The sequence below is a fragment of the Camelimonas lactis genome (assembly GCF_004342915.1).
Lineage (GTDB): Bacteria > Pseudomonadota > Alphaproteobacteria > Rhizobiales > Beijerinckiaceae > Camelimonas > Camelimonas lactis.
In genome coordinates, this window is sequence record NZ_SLWL01000001.1 from 501,788 (window position 1) to 522,338 (window position 20,551).

General features: G+C 68.5%; 16 protein-coding genes. 3 read left to right on the top strand and 13 right to left on the bottom strand.

The window, feature by feature from the left end:
* Positions 1-426: 426 nt before the first annotated feature.
* Positions 427-924 (bottom strand): GNAT family N-acetyltransferase, encoded by a 498-nt coding sequence (locus tag EV666_RS02165; RefSeq protein WP_207906319.1) that lies wholly within the window; start codon positions 922-924, stop codon positions 427-429.
* Positions 925-1,077: 153 nt separating this feature from the next.
* Positions 1,078-2,874 carry an acyl-CoA dehydrogenase family protein gene (locus tag EV666_RS02170; RefSeq protein ID WP_132002260.1) on the bottom strand — a complete coding sequence of 599 codons (1,797 nt, stop codon included), beginning with the start codon at positions 2,872-2,874 and terminating at the stop codon, positions 1,078-1,080.
* Between the two features lie 283 nt (positions 2,875-3,157).
* Between EV666_RS02170 and EV666_RS02175 the strand changes: the two genes are divergently transcribed.
* Complete coding sequence (locus EV666_RS02175; RefSeq protein ID WP_132002263.1) at positions 3,158-4,138, top strand: L-threonylcarbamoyladenylate synthase; 981 nt, start codon at positions 3,158-3,160, stop codon at positions 4,136-4,138.
* A 98-nt stretch (positions 4,139-4,236) separates the two neighbouring features.
* On the opposite strand, the gene wrbA is transcribed toward EV666_RS02175, so the two are convergent.
* Positions 4,237-4,836, bottom strand: a complete 600-nt coding sequence (gene wrbA / locus EV666_RS02180; RefSeq protein WP_132002266.1) for an NAD(P)H:quinone oxidoreductase — start codon at positions 4,834-4,836, stop codon at positions 4,237-4,239.
* Between the two features lie 227 nt (positions 4,837-5,063).
* Between wrbA and EV666_RS02185 the strand changes: the two genes are divergently transcribed.
* Complete coding sequence (locus EV666_RS02185; protein ID WP_132002269.1) at positions 5,064-6,032, top strand: LysR family transcriptional regulator; 969 nt, start codon at positions 5,064-5,066, stop codon at positions 6,030-6,032.
* A 149-nt stretch (positions 6,033-6,181) separates the two neighbouring features.
* Here EV666_RS02185 and acuI read toward each other — a convergent pair whose 3' ends face one another.
* A complete protein-coding gene (gene acuI, locus EV666_RS02190; protein ID WP_132002272.1) occupies positions 6,182-7,186 on the bottom strand; it encodes an acrylyl-CoA reductase (NADPH) in 1,005 nt (334 codons plus the stop codon).
* A 645-nt stretch (positions 7,187-7,831) separates the two neighbouring features.
* Here acuI and EV666_RS02195 point away from each other — a divergent pair.
* Positions 7,832-8,293, top strand: a complete 462-nt coding sequence (locus tag EV666_RS02195; protein WP_132002275.1) for a Ros/MucR family transcriptional regulator — start codon at positions 7,832-7,834, stop codon at positions 8,291-8,293.
* A gap of 295 nt (positions 8,294-8,588) precedes the next feature.
* Here the strand turns inward: EV666_RS02195 and EV666_RS02200 are convergent, their stop codons facing one another.
* The 9 genes from EV666_RS02200 to EV666_RS02240 all read right to left on the bottom strand — a co-directional run bounded on the left by EV666_RS02200 (position 8,589) and on the right by EV666_RS02240 (position 20,510).
* A complete protein-coding gene (locus tag EV666_RS02200) occupies positions 8,589-9,902 on the bottom strand; it encodes a cell wall hydrolase (protein ID WP_245514155.1) in 1,314 nt (437 codons plus the stop codon).
* 284 nt (positions 9,903-10,186) lie between these two features.
* Entirely contained in the window at positions 10,187-12,859 is a 2,673-nt protein-coding gene (gene ppdK / locus EV666_RS02205; protein ID WP_132002278.1) for a pyruvate, phosphate dikinase, read from the bottom strand.
* Between the two features lie 405 nt (positions 12,860-13,264).
* Entirely contained in the window at positions 13,265-13,783 is a 519-nt protein-coding gene (locus EV666_RS02210; protein WP_132002281.1) for a hypothetical protein, read from the bottom strand.
* A complete protein-coding gene (locus EV666_RS02215; RefSeq protein WP_132002284.1) occupies positions 13,783-14,208 on the bottom strand; it encodes an ElaB/YgaM/YqjD family protein in 426 nt (141 codons plus the stop codon). The genes EV666_RS02210 and EV666_RS02215 overlap by 1 nt, the downstream gene beginning before the upstream one ends.
* 318 nt (positions 14,209-14,526) lie before the next feature.
* The gene (locus EV666_RS02220) at positions 14,527-15,981 is read right to left on the bottom strand and encodes an FAD-binding oxidoreductase (RefSeq protein WP_132002287.1); all 1,455 of its coding nucleotides are present in this window, start codon (positions 15,979-15,981) and stop codon (positions 14,527-14,529) included.
* Positions 15,978-17,258: a class I SAM-dependent RNA methyltransferase gene (locus EV666_RS02225; protein WP_132002290.1), complete on the bottom strand. Its 1,281-nt coding sequence runs from the start codon at positions 17,256-17,258 to the stop codon at positions 15,978-15,980. Before EV666_RS02225 ends, EV666_RS02220 begins: the two co-directional genes overlap by 4 nt.
* A 128-nt stretch (positions 17,259-17,386) precedes the next feature.
* Positions 17,387-18,145 carry a TlyA family RNA methyltransferase gene (locus tag EV666_RS02230; protein ID WP_132002293.1) on the bottom strand — a complete coding sequence of 253 codons (759 nt, stop codon included), beginning with the start codon at positions 18,143-18,145 and terminating at the stop codon, positions 17,387-17,389.
* Between the two features lie 6 nt (positions 18,146-18,151).
* On the bottom strand, positions 18,152-20,077 hold the full coding sequence (gene dxs / locus EV666_RS02235) for a 1-deoxy-D-xylulose-5-phosphate synthase (protein WP_132002296.1): 1,926 nt from the start codon (positions 20,075-20,077) through the stop codon (positions 18,152-18,154).
* A 154-nt stretch (positions 20,078-20,231) separates the two neighbouring features.
* A complete protein-coding gene (locus EV666_RS02240; protein WP_132002834.1) occupies positions 20,232-20,510 on the bottom strand; it encodes an exodeoxyribonuclease VII small subunit in 279 nt (92 codons plus the stop codon).
* Between the last annotated feature and the right edge of the window lie 41 nt (positions 20,511-20,551).

The window sequence follows — 20,551 nt, forward strand, 5'->3', positions numbered from 1 at the left end:
CGCCGGGCAGCATTGCCACCGGGATCATGTCACTGGCGTGACGGCTGGACGTGTTCGGTTGCGCTGCTGGCGACGCGGACGGCCCTGGCCTCCTGCAAGGTCCAGGCCGGCGACGGATCGCTCACAGGCCATGGGTATGCGGTGTGTTCGGGAGCGCGCGCTCCAGGCATGATCCCGAACGATTACGCCTGAATCCGGGCCGTGAACAACCCCGTTATGGTTGGGATGCGCCGCAGGGCGCAGGCGCGGCCGCGTCCACCGCTTCCGCGCCGCCGTCCCGGCTCTGGCCAGGCGGGCGCCAATAGAGTTTTGTCTGTCTGAATTGTTGCGGCTACAGGCGCAATAAACCGCGTCCGCGGGTAGATGCTCTAGCGATTTTCGCTGGCGCTGACAACCAGCGATGCGTCGCCGGGTTCTGGCGGCGCTTCAGGCGATGTCAAAGCTGGCGTGATAATTGACCTCGCCGGCGGGAGGCGCGCCGCGGAACACGATGCGCTGGAAAGATCCAGGAGGGACATCGCCATAACGCAGGGCCGGATCGCTGATGAAGCCGAAGCGTGCATAATAGCGCGGATCGCCGAGGACCACGCATCCGGCGGCGCCCTGATCGCGCAACGTCGCCAGCCCGGCGCGGATCAGCGCCTGACCGACGCCGGCGCGCTGACGGTCGGGACGCACCGACACCGGTCCGAGCCCGAACCACCCCGGCGCGCCGTCGCTGGTCGTTACGGGCGAGAACGCCGCGTGGCCGACAAGGGCGCCGGCCTCTTCCGCAACGCAGGACAGGGCCAGCGCGCCAGCGGCGCGCAGTGCATCGACAATGGCCGCTTCCGTTCCCGAGCTGTGCGGCGCGCTGGCGAAAGCAGCGGCGGTCACCTGGCGGATGGCGGCGGCGTCGGCGGGGGTTTCAGGCCGGACAAGCAACATGCGCTGTTGTCCCACAAGCCATGACGGGAGTCATGGTCTGACGGGGCGCGCGCGGTTTGTCATCCAGCCGGCCGCGCCGCTTTGCCGGCGCAGCGGTCTGGCGGCCATGGAGGGCCACGGCGCCGCAGCCCCCTCCGCGGCGCCTGGACGTCAGGCGACCAGCGCGTCGCGCGCGTCGAGCACGGCGTCGGCGCCGCGCAGCACGATGTCCGCCAGCGCCGGGGCTTCCGGGGCAATGTTGCCGGCGAAGAAGCGGGCGATGTGTATGCGGCTGGCGTGCGCCGGGTTGGCGTCGCCGGCCTCGACAGCCTTCACGGCCGCGAGCGCGATATTCACGAGGGCGTCGAGACCCTCGGCGATGCCGAACAGACGCAGATAAGGCGCGGCGACGGCCAGCGCCACGTCGGGGGTGGCGCCGGCCTGCTGCTGCAACAGGAAGGCGGTGGCGCGATCCAGCGATTCGGCCGCGTCGCGCAGGCGGGCGGCGGCGTCGCCAAGGGCGTCGGCCTGGGCGTTGGCGGCCTTCGTCGCCGTCTGGCGCATGGCGGCGATGGCGGCCTGCACCACCGCGCCGCCGTTCATCGGCAGCTTGCGGGTGACCAGGTCGATGGCCTGGATGCCGTTGGTGCCTTCATAGATCGGGGCGATCCGGGCGTCGCGCAGGTGCTGGGCCGCGCCGGTCTCCTCGATGAAGCCCATGCCGCCGTGAATCTGCACGCCAATGGAGGCGGCCTCGACGCCGATATCGGTGGACCAGGCCTTGGCCACCGGGGTCAGCAGCGAGGCGTGCGCCGCGCCGCGCGCCCGCTCGGCCGGATCGGCGGCCAGATGGGCGCGATCGAGGGCGGCGGCGGTGCGGTAGCAGATGGCGCGGGCGGCGGCGGCCAGCGCCTTCATGGTCAGCAGTTTGCGCTGGATATTGGGGTGCTGGATGATCGGGCTCATCTCGCCGGCGGGCGCGCCGCTGGCGCGGCCCTGGCGGCGCTCATGGGCGTAGGCCAGCGCCTGCTGCCAGGCCCGGTCGGCGATGGCGACGCCCTGCAGGCCAACGGCGAGGCGCGCGGCGTTCATCATCGTGAACATGCAGTTGAGGCCGCGATTCTCCTCGCCGATCAGCCAGCCCGTGGCGCCGCCCTCATCGCCATAGACCATGACGCAGGTGGGCGAGCCGTGGATGCCAAGCTTGTGCTCGATGCTGGCGCAGCGCACATCGTTGCGCCGCCCCGGATTGCCGTTGGCGTCGGGAATGAACTTGGGCACGAGAAACAGCGAGATGCCGCGGGTGCCGGCTGGCGCGTCCGGCAGGCGGGCCAGCACGAGATGCACGATATTGTCCGTCATGTCGTGCTCGCCATAGGTGATGAAGATTTTCTGGCCGGTGATGCGATAGCTGCCGTCGCCGTTGGGAACCGCCTTCGTGCGCAGCGCCGCCAGGTCGGAGCCCGCCTGCGGTTCCGTCAGGTTCATGGTGCCGGTCCATTCACCGGCCACCAGTTTCGCCAGATAGGTCTGTTTCAGCTCTTCGGAGCCGTGGGCGATCAACGCTTCCACGGCGCCAGCGCTCAGCAGCGGCGCCAGCGCGAAGGACATGGCCGAGGCGTTCCACATCTCGGCGCAGGCCGCCTGTACCACTGCGGGCAGGCCCTGGCCGCCCCATTGCTCCGGCGCGGGCAAGGCGTTCCAGCCGGCCGCTGTCCAGTCGCGGTAGGTTTCCTTCCAGCCAGGCGGGGTGGTGACGGCGCCGTCGCTCCAGCGGGAGCCGATCTCGTCGCCGATGCGGTTCAGCGGCGCGATGCGCTCACTGGCGAAGCGCCCTGCTTCCTCCAGCACCGACGTCACCAGATCGAGCGACAGGTCGCCATAAATCCCGTCCGCAACAGCCTGTTCGAAGCCGGCGGCCGAGCGGATGGTCTCGACCATGTCGTTGACGGGAGCGGCGTAGGTCATGGTTACTATCTCCGGACTGCGCATCGCCCGGCGACCGTAACGCCGGCGCGTATCAGACGAAGGTTTAATGTCATCGCCGCCAATATGCCAGCGGCCAGTTATGCTCCGGCGGCGAATTTATGGAACAGCTTCCGTAACTTGTTGCGTCTGAGCCTTTCAGCGGGACATTTTGTCCGCGTCGCCACGCGGACCTTGCAGGGCGCCGCCCGCACGACAAAAGCGACAGGGGATACAAAAACCGTATACACAGGCGCGGGCGCCGGACGCCCGGAGACAGGAACGGATGATGACGCGGCGCACCTTGCGACTCGACGCCAGCGCGGATGGCCTCGCGGCCGCCGCGCAACTGCTGCGCGACGGCGGTCTCGTCGCTTTTCCCACCGAGACGGTTTACGGCCTGGGCGGCGACGCGACCAACGGGCGGGCGGTGGCCGGCATTTACGCCGCCAAGGGGCGCCCCTCGTTCAATCCGCTGATTTCGCACGTGCCGGACCTCGCCGCGGCCCGCCAGTTCGGCGTGTTCGACGCGGTGGCGTTGCGACTGGCGGAGCGGTTCTGGCCTGGCCCGCTGACCCTGGTGGTTCCGGCCGTGGCCGGATCCGGCGTCAGCGAGCTGGCGATGGCGGGGCTGCCAACCATCGCCTTGCGTGTGCCGGCGACGCAGACGGCGCGTGACCTGCTGCGCCAGGTGGGGCGGCCGGTGACGGCGCCTTCCGCCAACGTGTCCGGCCATGTCAGCCCGACCACGGCCGCGCATGTGCTGGCTGATCTCGATGGCCGCATCGACGCGGTGGTGGACGGTGGACCGACTGAGGTGGGGGTGGAATCGACGGTGGTGGCGGTGGTCGACGGCGTCGCCACGCTGCTGCGCCCGGGCGGCGTCACCCGCAACGCCCTGGAGGCCGTGCTGGGAGGCAGACTGGCTGAAAACGCCGCCGCCGATCCGGCGCGGCCGGTCTCGCCAGGCATGCTGGCCTCGCACTATGCGCCAAACGCGCGGGTGCGGCTGAATGTGGATGCGGTGGGGGACGGGGAAGCGCTGCTGACGTTCGGCGGCGCCCGGCCGCCCGGCGGCGAGCGCGCCGTCATGACGCTGGACCTGAGCGAAAGCGGCGACCTCGCGGAGGCCGCCGCCAATCTGTTTGGCGCCTTGCGCCGGCTCGACGCCGCCGGCGCGGCGACGATCGCCGTGGCGCCGGTGCCGGACAGGGATCTGGGCGAGGCGATCAACGACCGCCTGCGCCGCGCCGCCGCGCCGAAATAGGGCGGGGCGGGTTCATGTGAGGGCGGAGTTGCGCCGGCGCCTGGCGTTCTTTTCAGGCAAGGGCAGCGCCCGCCAGGGGCCGGAAGGTCGCGCGCCTGTCAGGAGGCCAGCTTCGCGGCGATTTTCGCCACATGCGCGCCCTGGTAGCGGGCGCCGGCAAGGTCGGCTTCGGACGGCTGGCGGCTGCCGTCGCCATCGGCGATGGTGCTGGCGCCGTAGGGCGAGCCGCCCTTGATCTCGTCCACGCCCATCTGGCCGGCGTAGGCGTAAGGCAGGCCGACCACCACCATGCCATGGTGCAGCAGCGTTGGATGGAAGGTGAGGATGGTCGATTCCTGGCCGCCATGCTGGGTGGCGCTGGAGGTGAAGGCGCTGCCGACCTTGCCAACGAGCTTGCCCTGGGCCCACAGGCCGCCGGTCTGGTCCAGGAAGGCGCGCATCTGCGAGGCGAAGACGCCGAAGCGGGTCGGCGCGCCGAAGATGATGGCGTCATATTCCGGCAACTCGGCGACGGTCGCCACCGGGGCAGCCTGATCGAGCTTGAAATGGGCGCCGCGCGCCACGTCTTCCGGAACCGTCTCCGGCACGCGCTTCACCGTCACGTCGGCGCCGGCGCTGCGCGCGCCTTCCGCAACGGCTTCGGCCATCTTCTCGATGTGGCCATAGCTGGAATAGTAAAGAACCAGAACCTTGGTCATTGTCATTCTCCGCGTCCTGCGCGCCAGCCCGGCGAATGGGTTCGCAGCGGTATGGCGCGGATAAAAAACCGGGATCAGAAACAGGCGCTCAAGGCATGGGCGGCGCTGGTCCCGCCAGCGCGCCGTCCTGCCGCCCCATCAAGTTGCCCATTCTTTTCGCGCAGAACCAGAGCTGATGACGCAATTGTTTTATTGCAAAATTGCAATCAGCAGCCATGTTTGTCGTCATGACTGACGCAACCGCCGCCAGCCGCGCCCGGACGCGGCTCACCAACGCCGCCGTGCCGCTGGATGATTTCCGCCTGGTGCGGGCTATCGCTTCCGCGCGGGGCCTGGCCGGGGCTGCCGCGACGCTCGGCGTCAACAATTCGACGGTTTTCCGCCGCCTGGCGCAGCTTGAGGCGACGCTGGACTGCACGTTGTTTGAACGGCGGCGCGGCGGCTATGTGCTGACCGCGGCCGGCGAGGAGATGGTCGCCGTGGCCGACGCCATGGAAGACGCGGCCAGCGGTTTCCTGCGCAAGGTCGAGGGTAAGGAACTGGCGCCCTCCGGCGAGTTGCGCGTCACCACCAATGACGGGCTGATGGGCATGCTGCTGACCCGGATCATTGGCAAATTCCGCCGCCGGCATCCGCAAATACGCCTGGACGTGGTGGTGGACAACGCCCAGCTCAACCTGTCGCGGCGCGACGCCGACATTGCCATACGGGCGACGGACAAGCCTGGCGAAACCCTTGTGGGGCGGCGCATCGGCCGCATCGCCTGGGCGATCTATGGCCGGCGGGCCGATTTTCCCGACAGCACCGGCGCGCATGCTCCCGAGCTTTGCGCCCGCGCAAGCTGGGTGGGGCTTGGCGGCGAACTGAGCGAGATTCGCGCCGCGCGCTTTGTGCGCGACCAGGCGGGCGGGCATGACCAGGTGGGGTTTCGCGTCAACACCGTGCGCTCACTGGCCGACGCGGTTATCGCCGGCCTCGGCGTCGGCCCGTTGCCGTGCATGGCGGCGGACATGAACAGGGAGCTGGTGCGGCTGTCGCCACCGCACAACGACATTTCCAGCAGCCTGTGGCTGCTGACCCATCAGGACCTGCGCCACGCGCCGCGCGTGCGCGCCTTCATGGATTTCGTTGGCGGCGAACTCAACCGCCACCGCCCGCTGATCGAGGGCGAGGCGCCCTGGACGCCGCAGGAGTGAACCGGAGCAGCCTGGAGAAAACCCGCTCATACGGGCGGATTTTCCCAGCCTTGCCGCCCTGGCGCACGTTCTCCCGCAAGGCGTCGTCCACCTGACCAAGGACGCCGCGTTTGCGGGAGATGGCGCTGGCGAGATCGCCCGGGCCTGCTTCAGCCGATCTCCACCACCAGGCGGCCGCGCACCTTGCCGGCGAGGATGTCGTGGGCGGCGCCCTGCACATCGTCGAGGCTGATGGTCGAGGTCATGTCGCCAAGCTTGCGCAGGTCCAGCTCCTTCGCCAGCCGCGTCCACGCCTCACGGCGGTCGGCGGCGGGGCACATGACGCTGTCGACGCCGAGCAGGGCCACGTTGCGCAGGATGAACGGCGCCACCGAGCCGGGAAGGTCCATGCCCTGGGCCAGGCCACAGGCGGCGACGGCGCCGCGATACTTCGTCGAGGCCAGCACATTGGCGAGGGTGTGGGAGCCGACCGAATCGATGGCCGCCGCCCAGCGCTCCTTGCCCAGCGGCTTGCCGGGGGCGGAAAGCTCGGCGCGGTTCATGATCGTGGTGGCGCCGAGACCCTGGAGATAGGCGGCTTCCTCAGGGCGCCCGGTGGAGGCGATGACCTCCCAGCCAGCCGCCGCCATCAGCGCCACCGCCACCGAGCCGACGCCGCCAGAGGCGCCGGTGACCAGCACCGGCCCCTGGTCTGGCGTGGCCCCGTGACGTTCCAGCGCCATGCGGCACAGCATCGCCGTATAGCCAGCGGTGCCGATGGCCATGGCCTGGGCCGCCGTCAGGCCAGCTGGCAGGGGCACGAGCCAGTCGCTTTTGACACGGGCGCGCTGGGCGTAGCCGCCCGGATGGCTTTCGCCAACGCCCCAGCCGTTGAGAACCACTTCGGAGCCAACGGGAAAGGCGGCGCTGTCCGACTGCTCGACGACGCCGGCGAAATCGATGCCGGGAATCATCGGCCAGCGGCGCAGGATCGGCGACCGGCCGGTGATGGCGAGGCCATCCTTGAAATTGACGGTGGAATGGGTGACCCGCACCGTAACGTCGCCCTCGCCGAGGATGGAATCATCGACTGTTTCAAGGCTGACATGCTGGGTCTTGTCGTCAGGATTGCCGGATTTGCGCGCCACCAGCGCGCGGAAACTGCCTGTCGCCATGGGTTTCTCCCTGCGGCGGTCCGGGAACGGCCCGGCGCCGCCATTGTGTCCGATATCTGGTTCAACCCGATTGTGCGCCGCCGGGCAACAGGGGAGCCATGTTTCAGGCCGCAGCTTCAACCCAAGGGGCTTTGGCGCCGCAGCCGCCCCGCGTCCGGTCCGCCCACATGGATCGCGTTCCCGCATGGATGAGGCGGGCTGGCGGACACATGCGACGGAACTGGCGTCTTTGGCCCGATATGGCGTGTTTTGCCTGACCTCATGACCGCATGACCGCCTGGGCGGCGCACGCCTGCAGCGTCGACGAGGCCGGCTGGCAGCAGGCGCGCCAGGCGGATGTTTCATTTCGGGAAGATATGGTTCGTTCACCCTTAAAGTATCTACAGGGATTATATCGAATTTTAAGTAATGAGTTTTGTATATTTGTTGTTGCCAAAAATATTATATTATTGTAATTCTTGTTCATCAGGTTGTTGTGCGATCTGATGGCGCCTGACCGGATGCAGGTGTGTCTGCGCCAGGGTTCATGCGTGGTGAATGGACATGACCTGGCGTTCTGGATATGCCCGCGAATTGGGGTTGTATCTGTTGTTGCGTCGGTAAAAATTGCCACATTTCGTCAGCTTTCTTGAGAGGAGAGCGGCTGTGTCAGATGACATCATCGAAGAGAATATTATCAATCTTACGACCAGTATTGTTTCGGCATATGTAAAAAATAACCAGATCGACAGCGAGCAGCTGTCAGATGTGATCAATTCAGTTCACAATTCCCTGACCCGGCTCAGTGGCGCCGCAACAGAGTCGGCGAACAAATTGAAGCCGGCCGTGCCCATCAAGCGGTCTGTTACGCCTGAATACATTATCTGTCTTGAAGATGGTAAGCGCTTCAAGTTCCTCAAGCGGCATCTGAGCGCGGCTTTCGGCATGACGCCGGCCGAATACCGGGCCAAGTGGAACCTGCCGCCAACCTATCCCATGATTGCGCCGAACTATGCTTCGCCGCGCACGCGTGGACCATATGGGTACAACGACGTATTCACCCCAGAAGGCGGGGAGCGGACGGCAGCCAGCGCCAGCGCTGGCGGGCGACGGCAGGCGCGCTCCTGAGATCCGCCTGTGGCTCCCCATGGCCGCGTTGACCTGACGCTTCCTGACGGCGGGGACCCGCCGTCAGGTTTTTTGCTTCAGGAACGGGAAATCTGAAGCAAAGTGAGCCCCTGGGATAAAATACAGGCGGTTGTACTTCGCTGATCCCACGGGGGGCTTTCCGCAAGGCGTTCAGCGACGTCGCGGCCGTTTCGCCGGAAAACGCGCCTGTCTGGCGCCTGCCGTCCGTCAGGGCGGATCGGGCAGGCGATTCCCCGCATGAAATCCCGTCGTGCGCGGCCAGGCCGCGCGAAGCTCAGGTCTGGCCGGGACGCAGCTGATAAAAGATATGGCGGCCGATGACGTCGTTCTTCTTGAGCTTTCGCGCCCAGCGCGGCCGCACATAATCAGCGTGATAGTGCGTGGCGCCTCCGACCTCTGCGACATAGGTCTGGCCTTCGTAAACCGCGCGGGCGATCTGCACGGCCTGGCGCCAGGCGACGGTTTCGTTGGTGACCAGGCGCTTGCCCTCGCAGGCGAACGAGAACTGACAGGCGTTGTGGCGGTGACGGTTCTGGTAGACCACGCCGCAGACGGTGGTGGGATACAGGCCGCTCTTGACCCGGTTCAGCACCACCTGGGCCACCGCGGCCTGGCCCGCGGCCGGCTCGCTCCGCGCCTCGAAATAAACCGCCTCGGCGAGGCAGCGCTGTTCGCGCGCCATGTGGTCGGGGCTGATGAGGCCGGCGTAGCTTTGCCGGCCCGGATTGAGCCTGGCCACGATCGAGGCCCCCTGGCCCGGCGCGACGATGACCGGAGCCGCGGCGATTTCCATGGGCGTGGCTTCCGGCGGCGCCGGCGTGGCGGAGGCGAGCGCCATGGCGCGCGGCGTCGCCGGCGTGCCGCCGTCGCGGGCGTCGCTGGGGCGGCGCCAGGAGAAGGTGGCGGCGCGACGGGCGCTGCCAAACAGCTTGCGCGCCTCCTCCGGCGTGGGGCCGTCCGCGAGGCCGGATGCGTCCGGCCCGTCGGTCGGGCCGGTGGCGATGGCCGAGGGGGCGACCGGTGACGACTCGGCGCTCTGCTGCGCGGTGGCGCCGTCGTTCTCGTCATCCATGGCTTCGAAGCGCAATACGTCCTCGAGCGCCGGCACTTCCACCGGGCCTTCCATCAGGATGGTGCGCGGCAACAGCCGGTCGTCGCGGGCAAACAGGAGCCGGCCGGCGTGGGTGGCGGGCCGTATCCAGGCGGCGTCGCGTCCGGTGCGGCTCAGGGTGGAGCGCAGCGCCGTCTGCGGGTCGCCCTTGCGCTGGCGCTGCACCTCCGGGAAACGCGGGTCGGAAAGGCGACGCACATGCTGTTTCAGATCGTCGCGCGGGGCCTGACCAACCTCGTCAGGGCCGGGGAACAGCCGCAGGTCCGCGTCGTTTGTGTATGAGGCAAGATGGATCCCCGCCGCCTGTCGCGGCGCGCCCAGGCTGGCGCCGGAAAGACCAAGCGTCGCCGCGACAAGGCCCGGCGCCTGCGGCACCAGATCGCCCTGATCGAGAATGGCATATTTTACCGGAGCCGGGCCAGTGCTGACGCCGACGCTGAGATCCTGCCCGGCGCTGGCCGTGAATGACACGAGCATGCCGACCCCGAGGGCCCAAGGCGCGGTCGTGGCGCAAAGCCATTTCATTCTGTTGCGACGCAAACGCATGGTTTCGCTGCCATATATCCGGTCGTGAGGCCGGGAGCCGGGGCCGGGGAATCTGATCCGGCGACAACGAAAGAATCACGCAACAGCGTTTAGAAACGGTAAAGCCGGCGGCCTGGATGTTCCGGTGTGGAACAAAGGGCGCGGCCGCGGCGCAAACGAAACAGGCCGGCGCGGGCGCCGGCCTGTCTGAGGATTTGCCGTATGAAAGGCGCGCCTTACCGCACGCCCTTTGCGCGGATGGCGGCCTGGGCGGCGGCGAGGCGGGCGATCGGCACGCGGTAGGGCGAGCAGGAGACGTAATCGAGGCCGGTTTCCTCGCAGAAGGCGACCGAGGCCGGGTCACCGCCGTGCTCGCCGCAGATGCCGACCTTCAGGCCGGCGCGCGTCTTGCGGCCGCGCTCGACGCCGATGCGCACCAGTTCGCCCACCCCTTCCTGATCAATGGTGACGAACGGATCAGCCGGCAGCAGGCCGGCGGCCGTGTAGGTTCCGAGGAACGAGCCGGCGTCGTCGCGGCTGATGCCGAGGGTGGTCTGGGTCAGGTCGTTGGTGCCGAAGGAGAAGAACTCCGCCGATTCGGCGATCTCGCCAGCGCGCAGGGCGGCGCGCGGCAGCTCGATCATGGTGCCGACCTGATACGTGAAGCTGGCGCCGGTTTCCTGCTGCACGGCGGCGGCCATGGCGTCGATGCGGGCCTTGACCAGGTCCAGCTCGGCGCGGGTCATGACCAGCGGCGCCATCACTTCCGGGATCACCGGCTGGCCGGTCTTCTTCGACGCCTCAACGGCGGCCTCGAAGATGGCCCGGGCCTGCATTTCGGCGATTTCCGGATAGGCGACCGCCAGGCGGCAGCCACGGAAGCCGAGCATCGGGTTGAACTCGTGCAGCTCCTGGGCGCGCCGGCGCACCTTCTCCGGCGAGGCGCCGATAGCTTTCGCCACCTCTTCGATATCTGCCTCGGTGTGCGGCAGGAACTCATGCAGCGGCGGGTCGAGCAGGCGGATGGTGACCGGCAGGCCGGCCATCAGGGTGAACAGCTCGGCGAAGTCCGAACGCTGCATGGGCAGCAGGCGGGCCAGCGCGGCGCGGCGACCATCCGCATCCTCGGCGAGAATCATCTCGCGCATGGTCATGATGCGGTCGGCGTCGAAGAACATGTGCTCGGTGCGGCACAGGCCGATGCCTTCGGCGCCGAAATTGCGCGCGGTGGTGGCGTCGCGCGGCGTGTCGGCGTTGGCGCGCACCTTGAGGCGGCGGCCGGCGTCGGCCCAGCCCATCAGGGTGGCGAACTCGCCCGACAGTTCCGGCTCGACCGTCGGCACCGCGCCGGCGAACACCTCGCCCGTGCCGCCATCGAGGGTGATGACATCGCCGCGATTGAAGACATGGCCGCCGACCGTCATGGTCTGGGCCTTGTAGTCGACGCGGATGGAGCCGGCGCCGGAGACGCAGGGTTTGCCCATGCCGCGGGCCACCACGGCGGCGTGCGAGGTCATGCCGCCGCGCGTCGTCAGGATGCCTTCGGCGGCGTGCATGCCGTGGATGTCTTCCGGGCTGGTTTCAATGCGCACCAGGATGACGCGGCGGCCGGCCTTGCGTGCGTCCTCGGCCTCATCGGACGAGAACACGATCTCGCCGCAGGCGGCGCCGGGGGAGGCCGGCAGGCCGCTGGCGACAAGGGTGCGGGCGGCCCTGGGGTCAAGCGTCGGGTGCAGCAGCTGGTCGAGCGCCTGGGGCTCGACGCGCAGCACCGCTTCTTCCTTCGTCAGCAGACCTTCGCTGGCCAGATCAACGGCGATGCGCAGGGCGGCGCGCGCCGTGCGCTTGCCGTTGCGGGTCTGCAGCATCCACAGCTTGCCTTCCTCGACCGTGAACTCCATGTCCTGCATGTCGCGATAGTGCTTTTCCAGCAGGCCATAGATGCGGACGAGTTCAGCGTAGACCGCCGGCATTTCCCGCTCGAGCGAGGGCCGGTCGGAGCCGGCCGCGATGCGGGCTTTCTCGGTGATGTCCTGCGGCGTGCGGATGCCGGCCACCACATCCTCGCCCTGGGCGTTGATGAGGTATTCGCCGTACAGCTCCTGCTCGCCCGTGGAGGGATTACGGGTGAAGGCGACGCCGGTGGCGGAGGTGGCGCCGCGATTGCCGAACACCATGGCCTGGATGTTGACCGCCGTGCCCCAGCTGGCCGGAATGCCGTGCAGTTCACGGTATTTGTTGGCGCGTGCGTTCATCCACGAGCCGAACACGGCGCCCATGGCGCCCCAGAGCTGCTCCCTCGCGTCCTGGGGGAAGGGGCGGCCGAGCTCGCGGCTGACGATATCCTTGTAGACGCCAACCAGACCCTTCCAGTCGTCGGCCGACAGGTCGGTGTCGAGGCCATAACCCTTGCGGTTCTTCACCTGGTCAAGGGCGTCCTCGAAATGGTGGTGCTCAACGCCCAGCACCACGTCGGAATACATGGTGATGAAGCGGCGGTAGCTGTCCCAGGCAAAACGCGGGTCGCCGGACAGGCGGGCGATGGTCTCGACGGTTTCGTCATTGAGGCCGAGATTGAGAACCGTGTCCATCATACCCGGCATCGAGGCGCGGGCGCCGGAGCGCACCGAAACCAGCAGCGGGTTTTCCCGGTCGCCGAAGGTCTTGCCGGTGATGGTGCCGACGTGGTCCAGCGCGGCGTTCACCTGCGCCTCCAGGTCGGCGGGATATGTCTTGCCGTTGGCGTAATACCAGGTGCAGACCTCGGTGGTCACGGTAAAACCGGGGGGCACGGGAAGGCCGAGATTGGCCATTTCGGCAAGGTTCGCGCCCTTGCCGCCCAGGAGGTTCTTCATGCCCGCTTCGCCTTCGGCGCGTCCGTCGCCAAAGGTGTAGACCCACTTCGTCATGATTGGCGCCACTCTCTTGAGTTAGAGGCAGCCCGTCTCCTTGAGGAAGCGCGAGGGCGTTTCCCCAAGGACCATCGGACTGTCCCTTTCATGGAGCCGGAGCGTGAGCCGCCCATTTGTCGGGAACCCTGAAGGTCCCGGATGGACGCCTCGCGCGCCAGCCTGCCAGGTTCGGGGAGGGTGTACGGATAGAATCGCAAAAGGCAATGCTGCTTGAGCCCAGGACAGCCAGATTTGCAGCCGCTGGCTGTATTTTGGCGGCACTTTTTTGTGTCATGGGGCCGCTGGACGCGGCTGGGCTGCCCATCCTCGCCGCTTTTCGCGTCAAATCGCATCATGCCCGCGACAGTCGCGGACATGATGGTCACTTGCGGGAAGAACTTGCCGGAGCTGGCCGCGGCGGCCTTACATCTTGCGACCGATCAGCAGCCCCACGAGAACGGCGGTGAGCGTGGCGTTGATGATCGTCTTGCGGGACACCGGCTGTTTGCGTTCGCCGGTCAGATCGGCGGAGAGCGCCTCGCCGATCGACCTGATTCTTTCACCGGCGGAACGGGCGGCCTCGAAGGCCTGGGTCGTTGCGGCGCCAGCGGCTTTCGCCCCCACGCCGGCAGCGGCGTCAACGGCGGCCGCGCCGAGGGTGGCTGCGTTGACCGCCGGAAGCGGCGCCGGTTTGCGACGCGGGCGGGCGAAAGCGTAGATCAGGGCGATGACGGCGACCAGCAGGGCGGCGCCCGCCACGATGAGATGCGCCGCGATCGGCCCCCAGTAAAACGCCACGGTGAGAAACAGCGCGCTGAGCAGCGCCGAGACCAGCATGATGACGGCCGCAACGGCCACCGTCACGCCAATCGCCAGCCGGACGATGTTCTGGCGTGTTTCCGCGATCCGCGCCGACGCTGCGGCCATCAGCGCGCCAAACATCAGCGGCTCCGGGTCATGAGGCCGATGAGGATGCCGACCCCGAGGGAGGTGAGAATGGCCCCCAGCGGATTGCGGCGCACGGTGTCTTCCACGTCGCCCGCAAACGAGGCGGCGTGTTGCCGGGCCGAGCCGGCGATGTCGGCGCCGGCGCTGCACGCGTCAGCCGCCGTGGCGAACACATTGTCCTTCACCGCGCGCATGCTGTCGCTGACGGCGGAGGCGGCCGCCGAGCCCCGGCTGGCGGCGATGGCGCTGACGGTTTCGCTCAGCCGGGCGATGTCCTCGCGCAGCTGGCGCAGGTCGTCGGCGATATCCTCGCCGGCCGCGCCGGCAGCCTGCCGGATTTCCTCGGCGCCCTTCTTTACCTCGTCAGCCACCTTGCCGCCGGCGCCGCCGCCTGACGGCGCATCGTCTTTCTGGGCCATACCAATCCGCTCCTGTTGCTGTGCGCGGCGCCATCTGGCGCAACAAACGGGTTTCCGGCGGGGCAGCCATCACGGCGAAACCGGACGCTTCGCAGGGACCAGGCCAGCCGGACAGGCAAGCCCAAGCTTGCGCCTGCCGGTTACGACGCGCAATCAACATCGCCCACAGTGGTAAATTCCGCCGCGGCGCGCGTCGCACTACAGGATAACGGCGGCGGCGCGCCGTTGTTCCCTCGCGGCGAGCGCGGGAGCAGTTTCGGCAGGGGAGCAGGGAAAATCGGGGCCCCATGGGGCCCCGGGGAGGGGCCCGTAAGGGCGTTAAAGCACCGCCCCGGGGTTCAGCAGCCCGTCCGGGTCGACGGCGCGCTTCACCGCCCGCATCAGGTCGAGGGCGACCGGATCCTTGAAACCGGGCAGCAGGTCGCGCTTCAGCCGGCCGACGCCGTGCTCGGCCGAGATCGAGCCGCCATGGCGGGCGACGATGGCGTGCACGGCGGCGTTCATGGCGTCCCACTGGTCAAGATAGGCCGCCTTTTCGGCCGGGTCGCCGCTGCCCGCCGGCTGGTTGACGTTGAAGTGGATATTGCCGTCGCCCATGTGGCCGAACGGCACCGGCCGGCAGCCAGGGACCATGGCGGTGACGCAGGCGATGGCTTCGTCGAGGAACTGCGGGATTAGCGCCACCGGCACCGAAACGTCGTGCTTGATCGAGCCGCCTTCGTGCTTCTGCACCTCGGACAGCGCCTCGCGCAGGGTCCAGAAGGCGGCGCGCTGGTCCAGGGAGGCGGCGATGGCGGCGTCGGTGACCAGGCCGCCCTCGATGGCGGCTTCCAGCAAACCTTCCATGATTTCGTCGAGGCCACTTTCCGCTGGCGATGACAGCTCCAGCAACACGTACCAGGGCGCGGCGTCGCTGAGCGGGTCACGGGCGCCGGGAATGTGCTTCACCACGAACTCCACGCCGATGCGCGGCACAAGTTCGAACGTGGTGAGGGCGGAGCCGGCCTGACGTTTGGCCAGCATCAGCAGGTCCAGCGCCGCCGCCGGCGTTGCCACGGCGCAGAAGGCAATGGCGCGGCTGCGCGGGCGCGGAAACAGCTTGAGCACCGCGGCGGTGACGATGCCCAGGGTGCCTTCCGATCCAACGAACAGGTCCTTCAGGTCGTAGCCGGTGTTGTCCTTGCGCAGCTTGTTGAGGCCATGCCAGACGCGGCCGTCGGCGAGCACAACCTCCAGCCCCAGGACCAGATCGCGGGTGTTGCCATAGGCCAGCACCGCCGTGCCGCCGGCGTTGGCGGCGATATTGCCGCCGATGGTGCAGGACCCTTCCGAGGCCAGCGACAGGGGGAACAGCCGGTCGGCCTGTTCGGCCAGTTCCTGCACCTTCAGCAGGGTGAGGCCGGCCTCCACGGTCATGGTGTCGGTGAGCGGGTCGATCTCGCGCACCCGGTCCATGCGGGTCAGCGACAGGACAATGGCGTCGATGTCGCCGCCGGGAATCTGGCCGCCGACGAGGCCGGTGTTGCCGCCCTGCGGCACCACGGCCAGACCCAGCTGGCGCGCATGACGCACCACGGCGGCGACCTCTTCCGTGGTCGCCGGCTTCACCACGGCGCGGGCGACGCCCTGATACAGGTCGCGGGCTTCGCGCAGGTGCGGCTCCATGTCGGCCGGGGCGGTGACGACGTGGCGGGCGCCGACGATGGCGGCGAAGCCGCCGAGATCGACGGCGGGGCGGGCGGTGGGCGTGGTGACTGCGACAGGCTTGCTCATCGTTTCGCCTTTGATGCGCGGGGGCGTTCGAAGACGCCGATCACTTCCGTGTGGGCGGAATAACGGAACTGGTCCACCGGCGTGACGCTCGCGAGCGTGAAGCCGCCGCCGGTGAGAATGGCGGCGTCGCGGGCGAAGGTGGCCGGATCACAGGACACATACGCCACCTTGCCGATCTGGGCGGCGGCGATCTGCTGCGCCAGCGCCTCGGCCCCGGCGCGCGGCGGATCGAGCACAAGGGCGTCGAAACGGTCGATCTCCTGCGGGAACAGCGGCCGGCGGAACAGGTCGCGTTTCTCGGTGGTTATGCGCTTCAGGCCCTGGGCCGCCCGAAACGCGCGGTCGAGCGCCGCCAGCGCCGGCGCTTCCAGCTCGATGGCGTGAACCTCGGCCTGCCGGGCGAGGCGCAGGGCGAAAGGGCCGCAGCCGGAAAAGCAGTCGGCGACGCGTTTCACCTTGCCGATGGCGGCGAGCATCAGATCGGCGAGGACCTGTTCGCCCGCCGCCGTGGCCTGGAGAAAGCCGCCAGGCGCCGGAACCACCTGGGCCTTGCCCATGGCGATCAGCGGCGGCCGGCGCTCCACCAGCACGTCGCCGTGCAGCGACAGGCGGGCAAGGTCAAGCTTTTCGGCCATTTCCACCAGGCGCAGGCGGGTGGCGTCCGCCTGCTTGCCAAGGTTTTTCTGGCCAAGGCCGCGAATGTCGACGTCGAGCCCGGCCTGGGTGGCGGTGAGCTGGATGTCGAGCGGCTTGCCGAAGCTGGCGAGCAGGCGGGTCAGGGCCGTGGCTACGGCGGGGGCCCGGTCAAGGCCCGGCTCCAGTTCAAGGCAGCGGTCAATGGCGATGAGATCGTGGCTGCGCGGGGCCATGAAGCCAGCGGCGGGCTTGCCGGGCGAAACCCGGCCGTGCAGGGTGACGCGCCGGCGACCCAGCCCGCGCGCGTCAACCATGGGCCGCAGGGCGTCGGCGACGCCGGCCCGTTGCAGGGCGGCGCGCACGGCGCCGGTCTTCCAGCCCGCATACAGGTCCGGGGCCATATGGCGGGCGACGCAGCCGCCGCACTGGGCTGGCGCGGCGTCGGCTTGCCATGCGCAATCCTGCGTCCGCCGCTGGGGCGAGGCCTGCGCCACCGACAGCAGCCGGCCGCGATTGCCGCTGATCTCGACGTCCACCACCTCGCCCGGCAAGGCGCGGTCGACATAGACGGGGCCATCCGGCGTCAGCGCCACGCCATCGCCGCGCGCGCCCAGATGATCAATGGTGAGTTGCTCCGCCACGCGCGGGACCTTTCTGACAGTCGGGCGAAAATCCGTTCAGGCCGACCGGATTGTCACCATATCTCTTTTATCTGGCGCGTTTCGCACGCTGCCCGCGCTTTTTTGCATCCGCCGCGCGGGAAAAGCTTTCAGGCGGCGCGGGTTGCCGCCACGAGGAATTCCTGGTTGCCGTCGCCGCCGGCGATGGGCGACGGAACGACGCCGTGGACCGCGAAGCCCAGTTGCGCCAGCAGCGTCGTGACGTCGTCGCAGGCGCGCAGGCGCGCCGCCGCGTCGCGCACCAGCCCCTTGTCGACCAGCGCCCGTCCAACCTCGAACTGCGGCTTGATCAGCGCCACAAGGCGCCCGCCAGCCTTGAGCAGCGGCGGAACCGCCGGCAGCACCAGGCGCAGCGAGATGAAGCTCAGATCCATCACCGCCATGTCGACGGGGCCGCCCAGCAGGTCCGGCGTCACCGTGCGGGCGTCCTGGCCTTCGAAGACGACGACCCGTGGATCAGCGGCGATGCGCGGGTGCAACTGGCCGTGGCCCACGTCCACCGCCAGCACCCGGGCAACGCCGCGCGCCAGCAAAACGTCGGTGAAACCACCAGTTGAAGCGCCCAGATCAACGCAGGTTTTCCCGGCCGGATCGAGGCCGAAATGGTCCAGCGCCGCCGCCAGCTTGACGCCGCCGCGCGAGGCCCAGGGGTAGGGCGCCCCGGCGACGATGGCCGCATTGGCGTCGATCTGCTCCGACGGTTTGGCAATGGTTTTGCCGTCGACCTGCACCAGGCCGGCGGCGATCGCCTCCTGCGCCTTGGCGCGGCTGTCGAAAAAACCACGCGCCGTCAGCACCCGGTCGGCGCGATCGCGCGCGGTTTCCGTATCGGCGCGTTCGCGCGCCATGATCCGTCAGCCCGCCCGGCGCGGCGCGGCGTGCGCGGCGGCGGTCGCCGGCCCGAGGGCCGACAGTGCTTTGCGCACGATGCCGGCGGCGTCAAGGCCCGCGTCGGCGTACATGCGCTCCGGCTTGTCGTGATCCTGGTACGCATCCGGCAGCGTCATGGCGCGCACCTTCAGGCCGCCGTCGAGCGCGCCGTGATCGGACAGCGCCTGCAAAACCCACGAGCCAAAACCGCCGACGGAGCCCTCTTCGATGGTGATGAGCACCTCGTGGGTGCGCGCCAGCCGCAGGATCAGCTCCAGATCCAGTGGCTTGGCGAAGCGGGCGTCGGCCACCGTCGTGGAGAGGCCGCGCGCCTCCAGATCTTCCGCCGCCTTCAGCGCCTCGGCGAGGCGCGTGCCCAGCGACAGCAGGGCGACGCGGGAGCCTTCGCGCACGATACGGCCCTTGCCGATGGGCAGCGGAACGCCGCGCTCGGGCATGTCGACGCCAACGCCCTCGCCACGCGGATAACGGAAGGCGATGGGGCCGTCGTCATGGGCCGCCGCGGTGGCGACCATGTGGACCAGCTCCGCCTCATCGGCGGCGGCCATCACCACCATGTTGGGCAGGCAGGCGAGATAGGCGATGTCGAAGGCGCCGGCGTGGGTCGGGCCATCGGCGCCGACGAGGCCGGCCCGGTCGAGGGCGAAGCGCACCGGCAGGTTCTGCAACGCCACGTCATGCACCACCTGGTCATAGGCGCGCTGCAGGAAGGTGGAGTAGATGGCGCAGAACGGCTTGTAGCCTTCCGTCGCCATGCCGGCGGCGAAGGTGACGGCGTGCTGCTCGGCGATGCCGACATCGAAGGTGCGGGTGGGAAATTCCTTGCCGAACAGGTCGAGCCCGGTGCCGGAGGGCATGGCGGCGGTGACGGCGACGACCCGGTCGTCGGCCCGCGCCTCGGCCATCAGCGCATCGGCGAACACCCGGGTATAGGCGGGGGCGTTGGCCTTGGGTTTGCTCTGGGCCCCGGTGACCACGTCGAAGCTGACGACGCCGTGGTATTTGTCGGCGGAAGCCTCCGCCGGCGGGTAGCCCTTGCCCTTCTGGGTCACCACGTGCACCAGCACCGGGCCGTTTTCCGCGTCGCGCACGTTTTTCAGCACTGGCAGCAGGTGCTCCAGATTGTGGCCGTCGATCGGGCCGACGTAAAAGAAGCCAAGCTCCTCGAAAAGGGTGCCGCCGGTGAGCATGCCGCGGGCGTATTCCTCGGCGCGCTGGGCGTTGCGGTAGAAGAAGCGCGGCAGTTTGCTGGCCAGCTGCTTGCCGATCTCGCGCAGGGAGCGGTAAGCGCCGCCCGAGACCAGCCGGGCCAGGTAGGCTGACATGGCGCCAACCGGCGGGGCGATCGACATGTCGTTGTCGTTGAGAATGACGATCAGCCGCTCGCCGCGCGCGCCGGCGTTGTTCATGGCCTCATAGGCCATGCCGGCGGACATGGCGCCGTCGCCGATGACGCAAACCACGTTGCGCCGCTCGCCCTTCAGTTCGCTGGCCACCGCCATGCCGAGGCCAGCGGAGATCGAGGTGGACGAGTGGGCGGCGCCGAAGGGGTCGTATTCGCTCTCGGCCCGTTTGGTGAAGCCGGAGAGGCCATTGGCCTGGCGCAGGGTGCGGATGCGGTCGCGGCGCCCGGTCAGGATCTTGTGCGGATAGGCCTGGTGGCCGACGTCCCAGATGATGCGGTCATCCGGCGTGTTGAAAACATAGTGCAGGGCGACGGTCAGCTCGACCACGCCGAGGCCGGCGCCGAGATGGCCGCCGGTGACCGAGACCGCGTCAATGGTTTCAGCGCGCAGCTCGGCGGCGATCTGCGGCAGATCGCTTTCAGGAAACGCCCGCAGGTCGGCGGGAATGCGCGCTTGATCGAGGAGCGGGGTCTCGACTGCCAAAGTAACGTACCTTCAACCGGTTGCCGCGCCACGAATTCTCCGGAAACGGGAGAGCCCGCGCGCCTGCTGGACATAAGCCTTCAGGGGCCGCAGGTCAAAGCCCGCGACACAGCGCCACGCGGGGGGACGCGGATTGGGAAGCGGATTTGCCGCCCTATTCCTGCGGATCCAGCGGGACCACGCCGGCCGGCGCGCCGTCCGGCCCGAGGGCGATTTTCTCGATACGGGCTTCCGCGTTGCGCAGCAGCATTTCGCAATGCCGCTTCAACGCCTCGCCGCGTTCGAAGATGGCGATCGATTCCTCCAGTTCGACGCGCCCTTCCTCCAGCCGGCGCACAATGGCCTCCAGCTCGGACATGGCGGCCTCGAACGGCAGCGCGGCGATGTCGCCGGGGTTTTTTCCGGCGGTCGTTCCGGGCGATGGACTGGTCATCTCGGGTCCGGTCATTCTGGCCTGTTTCCTTCGCGCCTTCC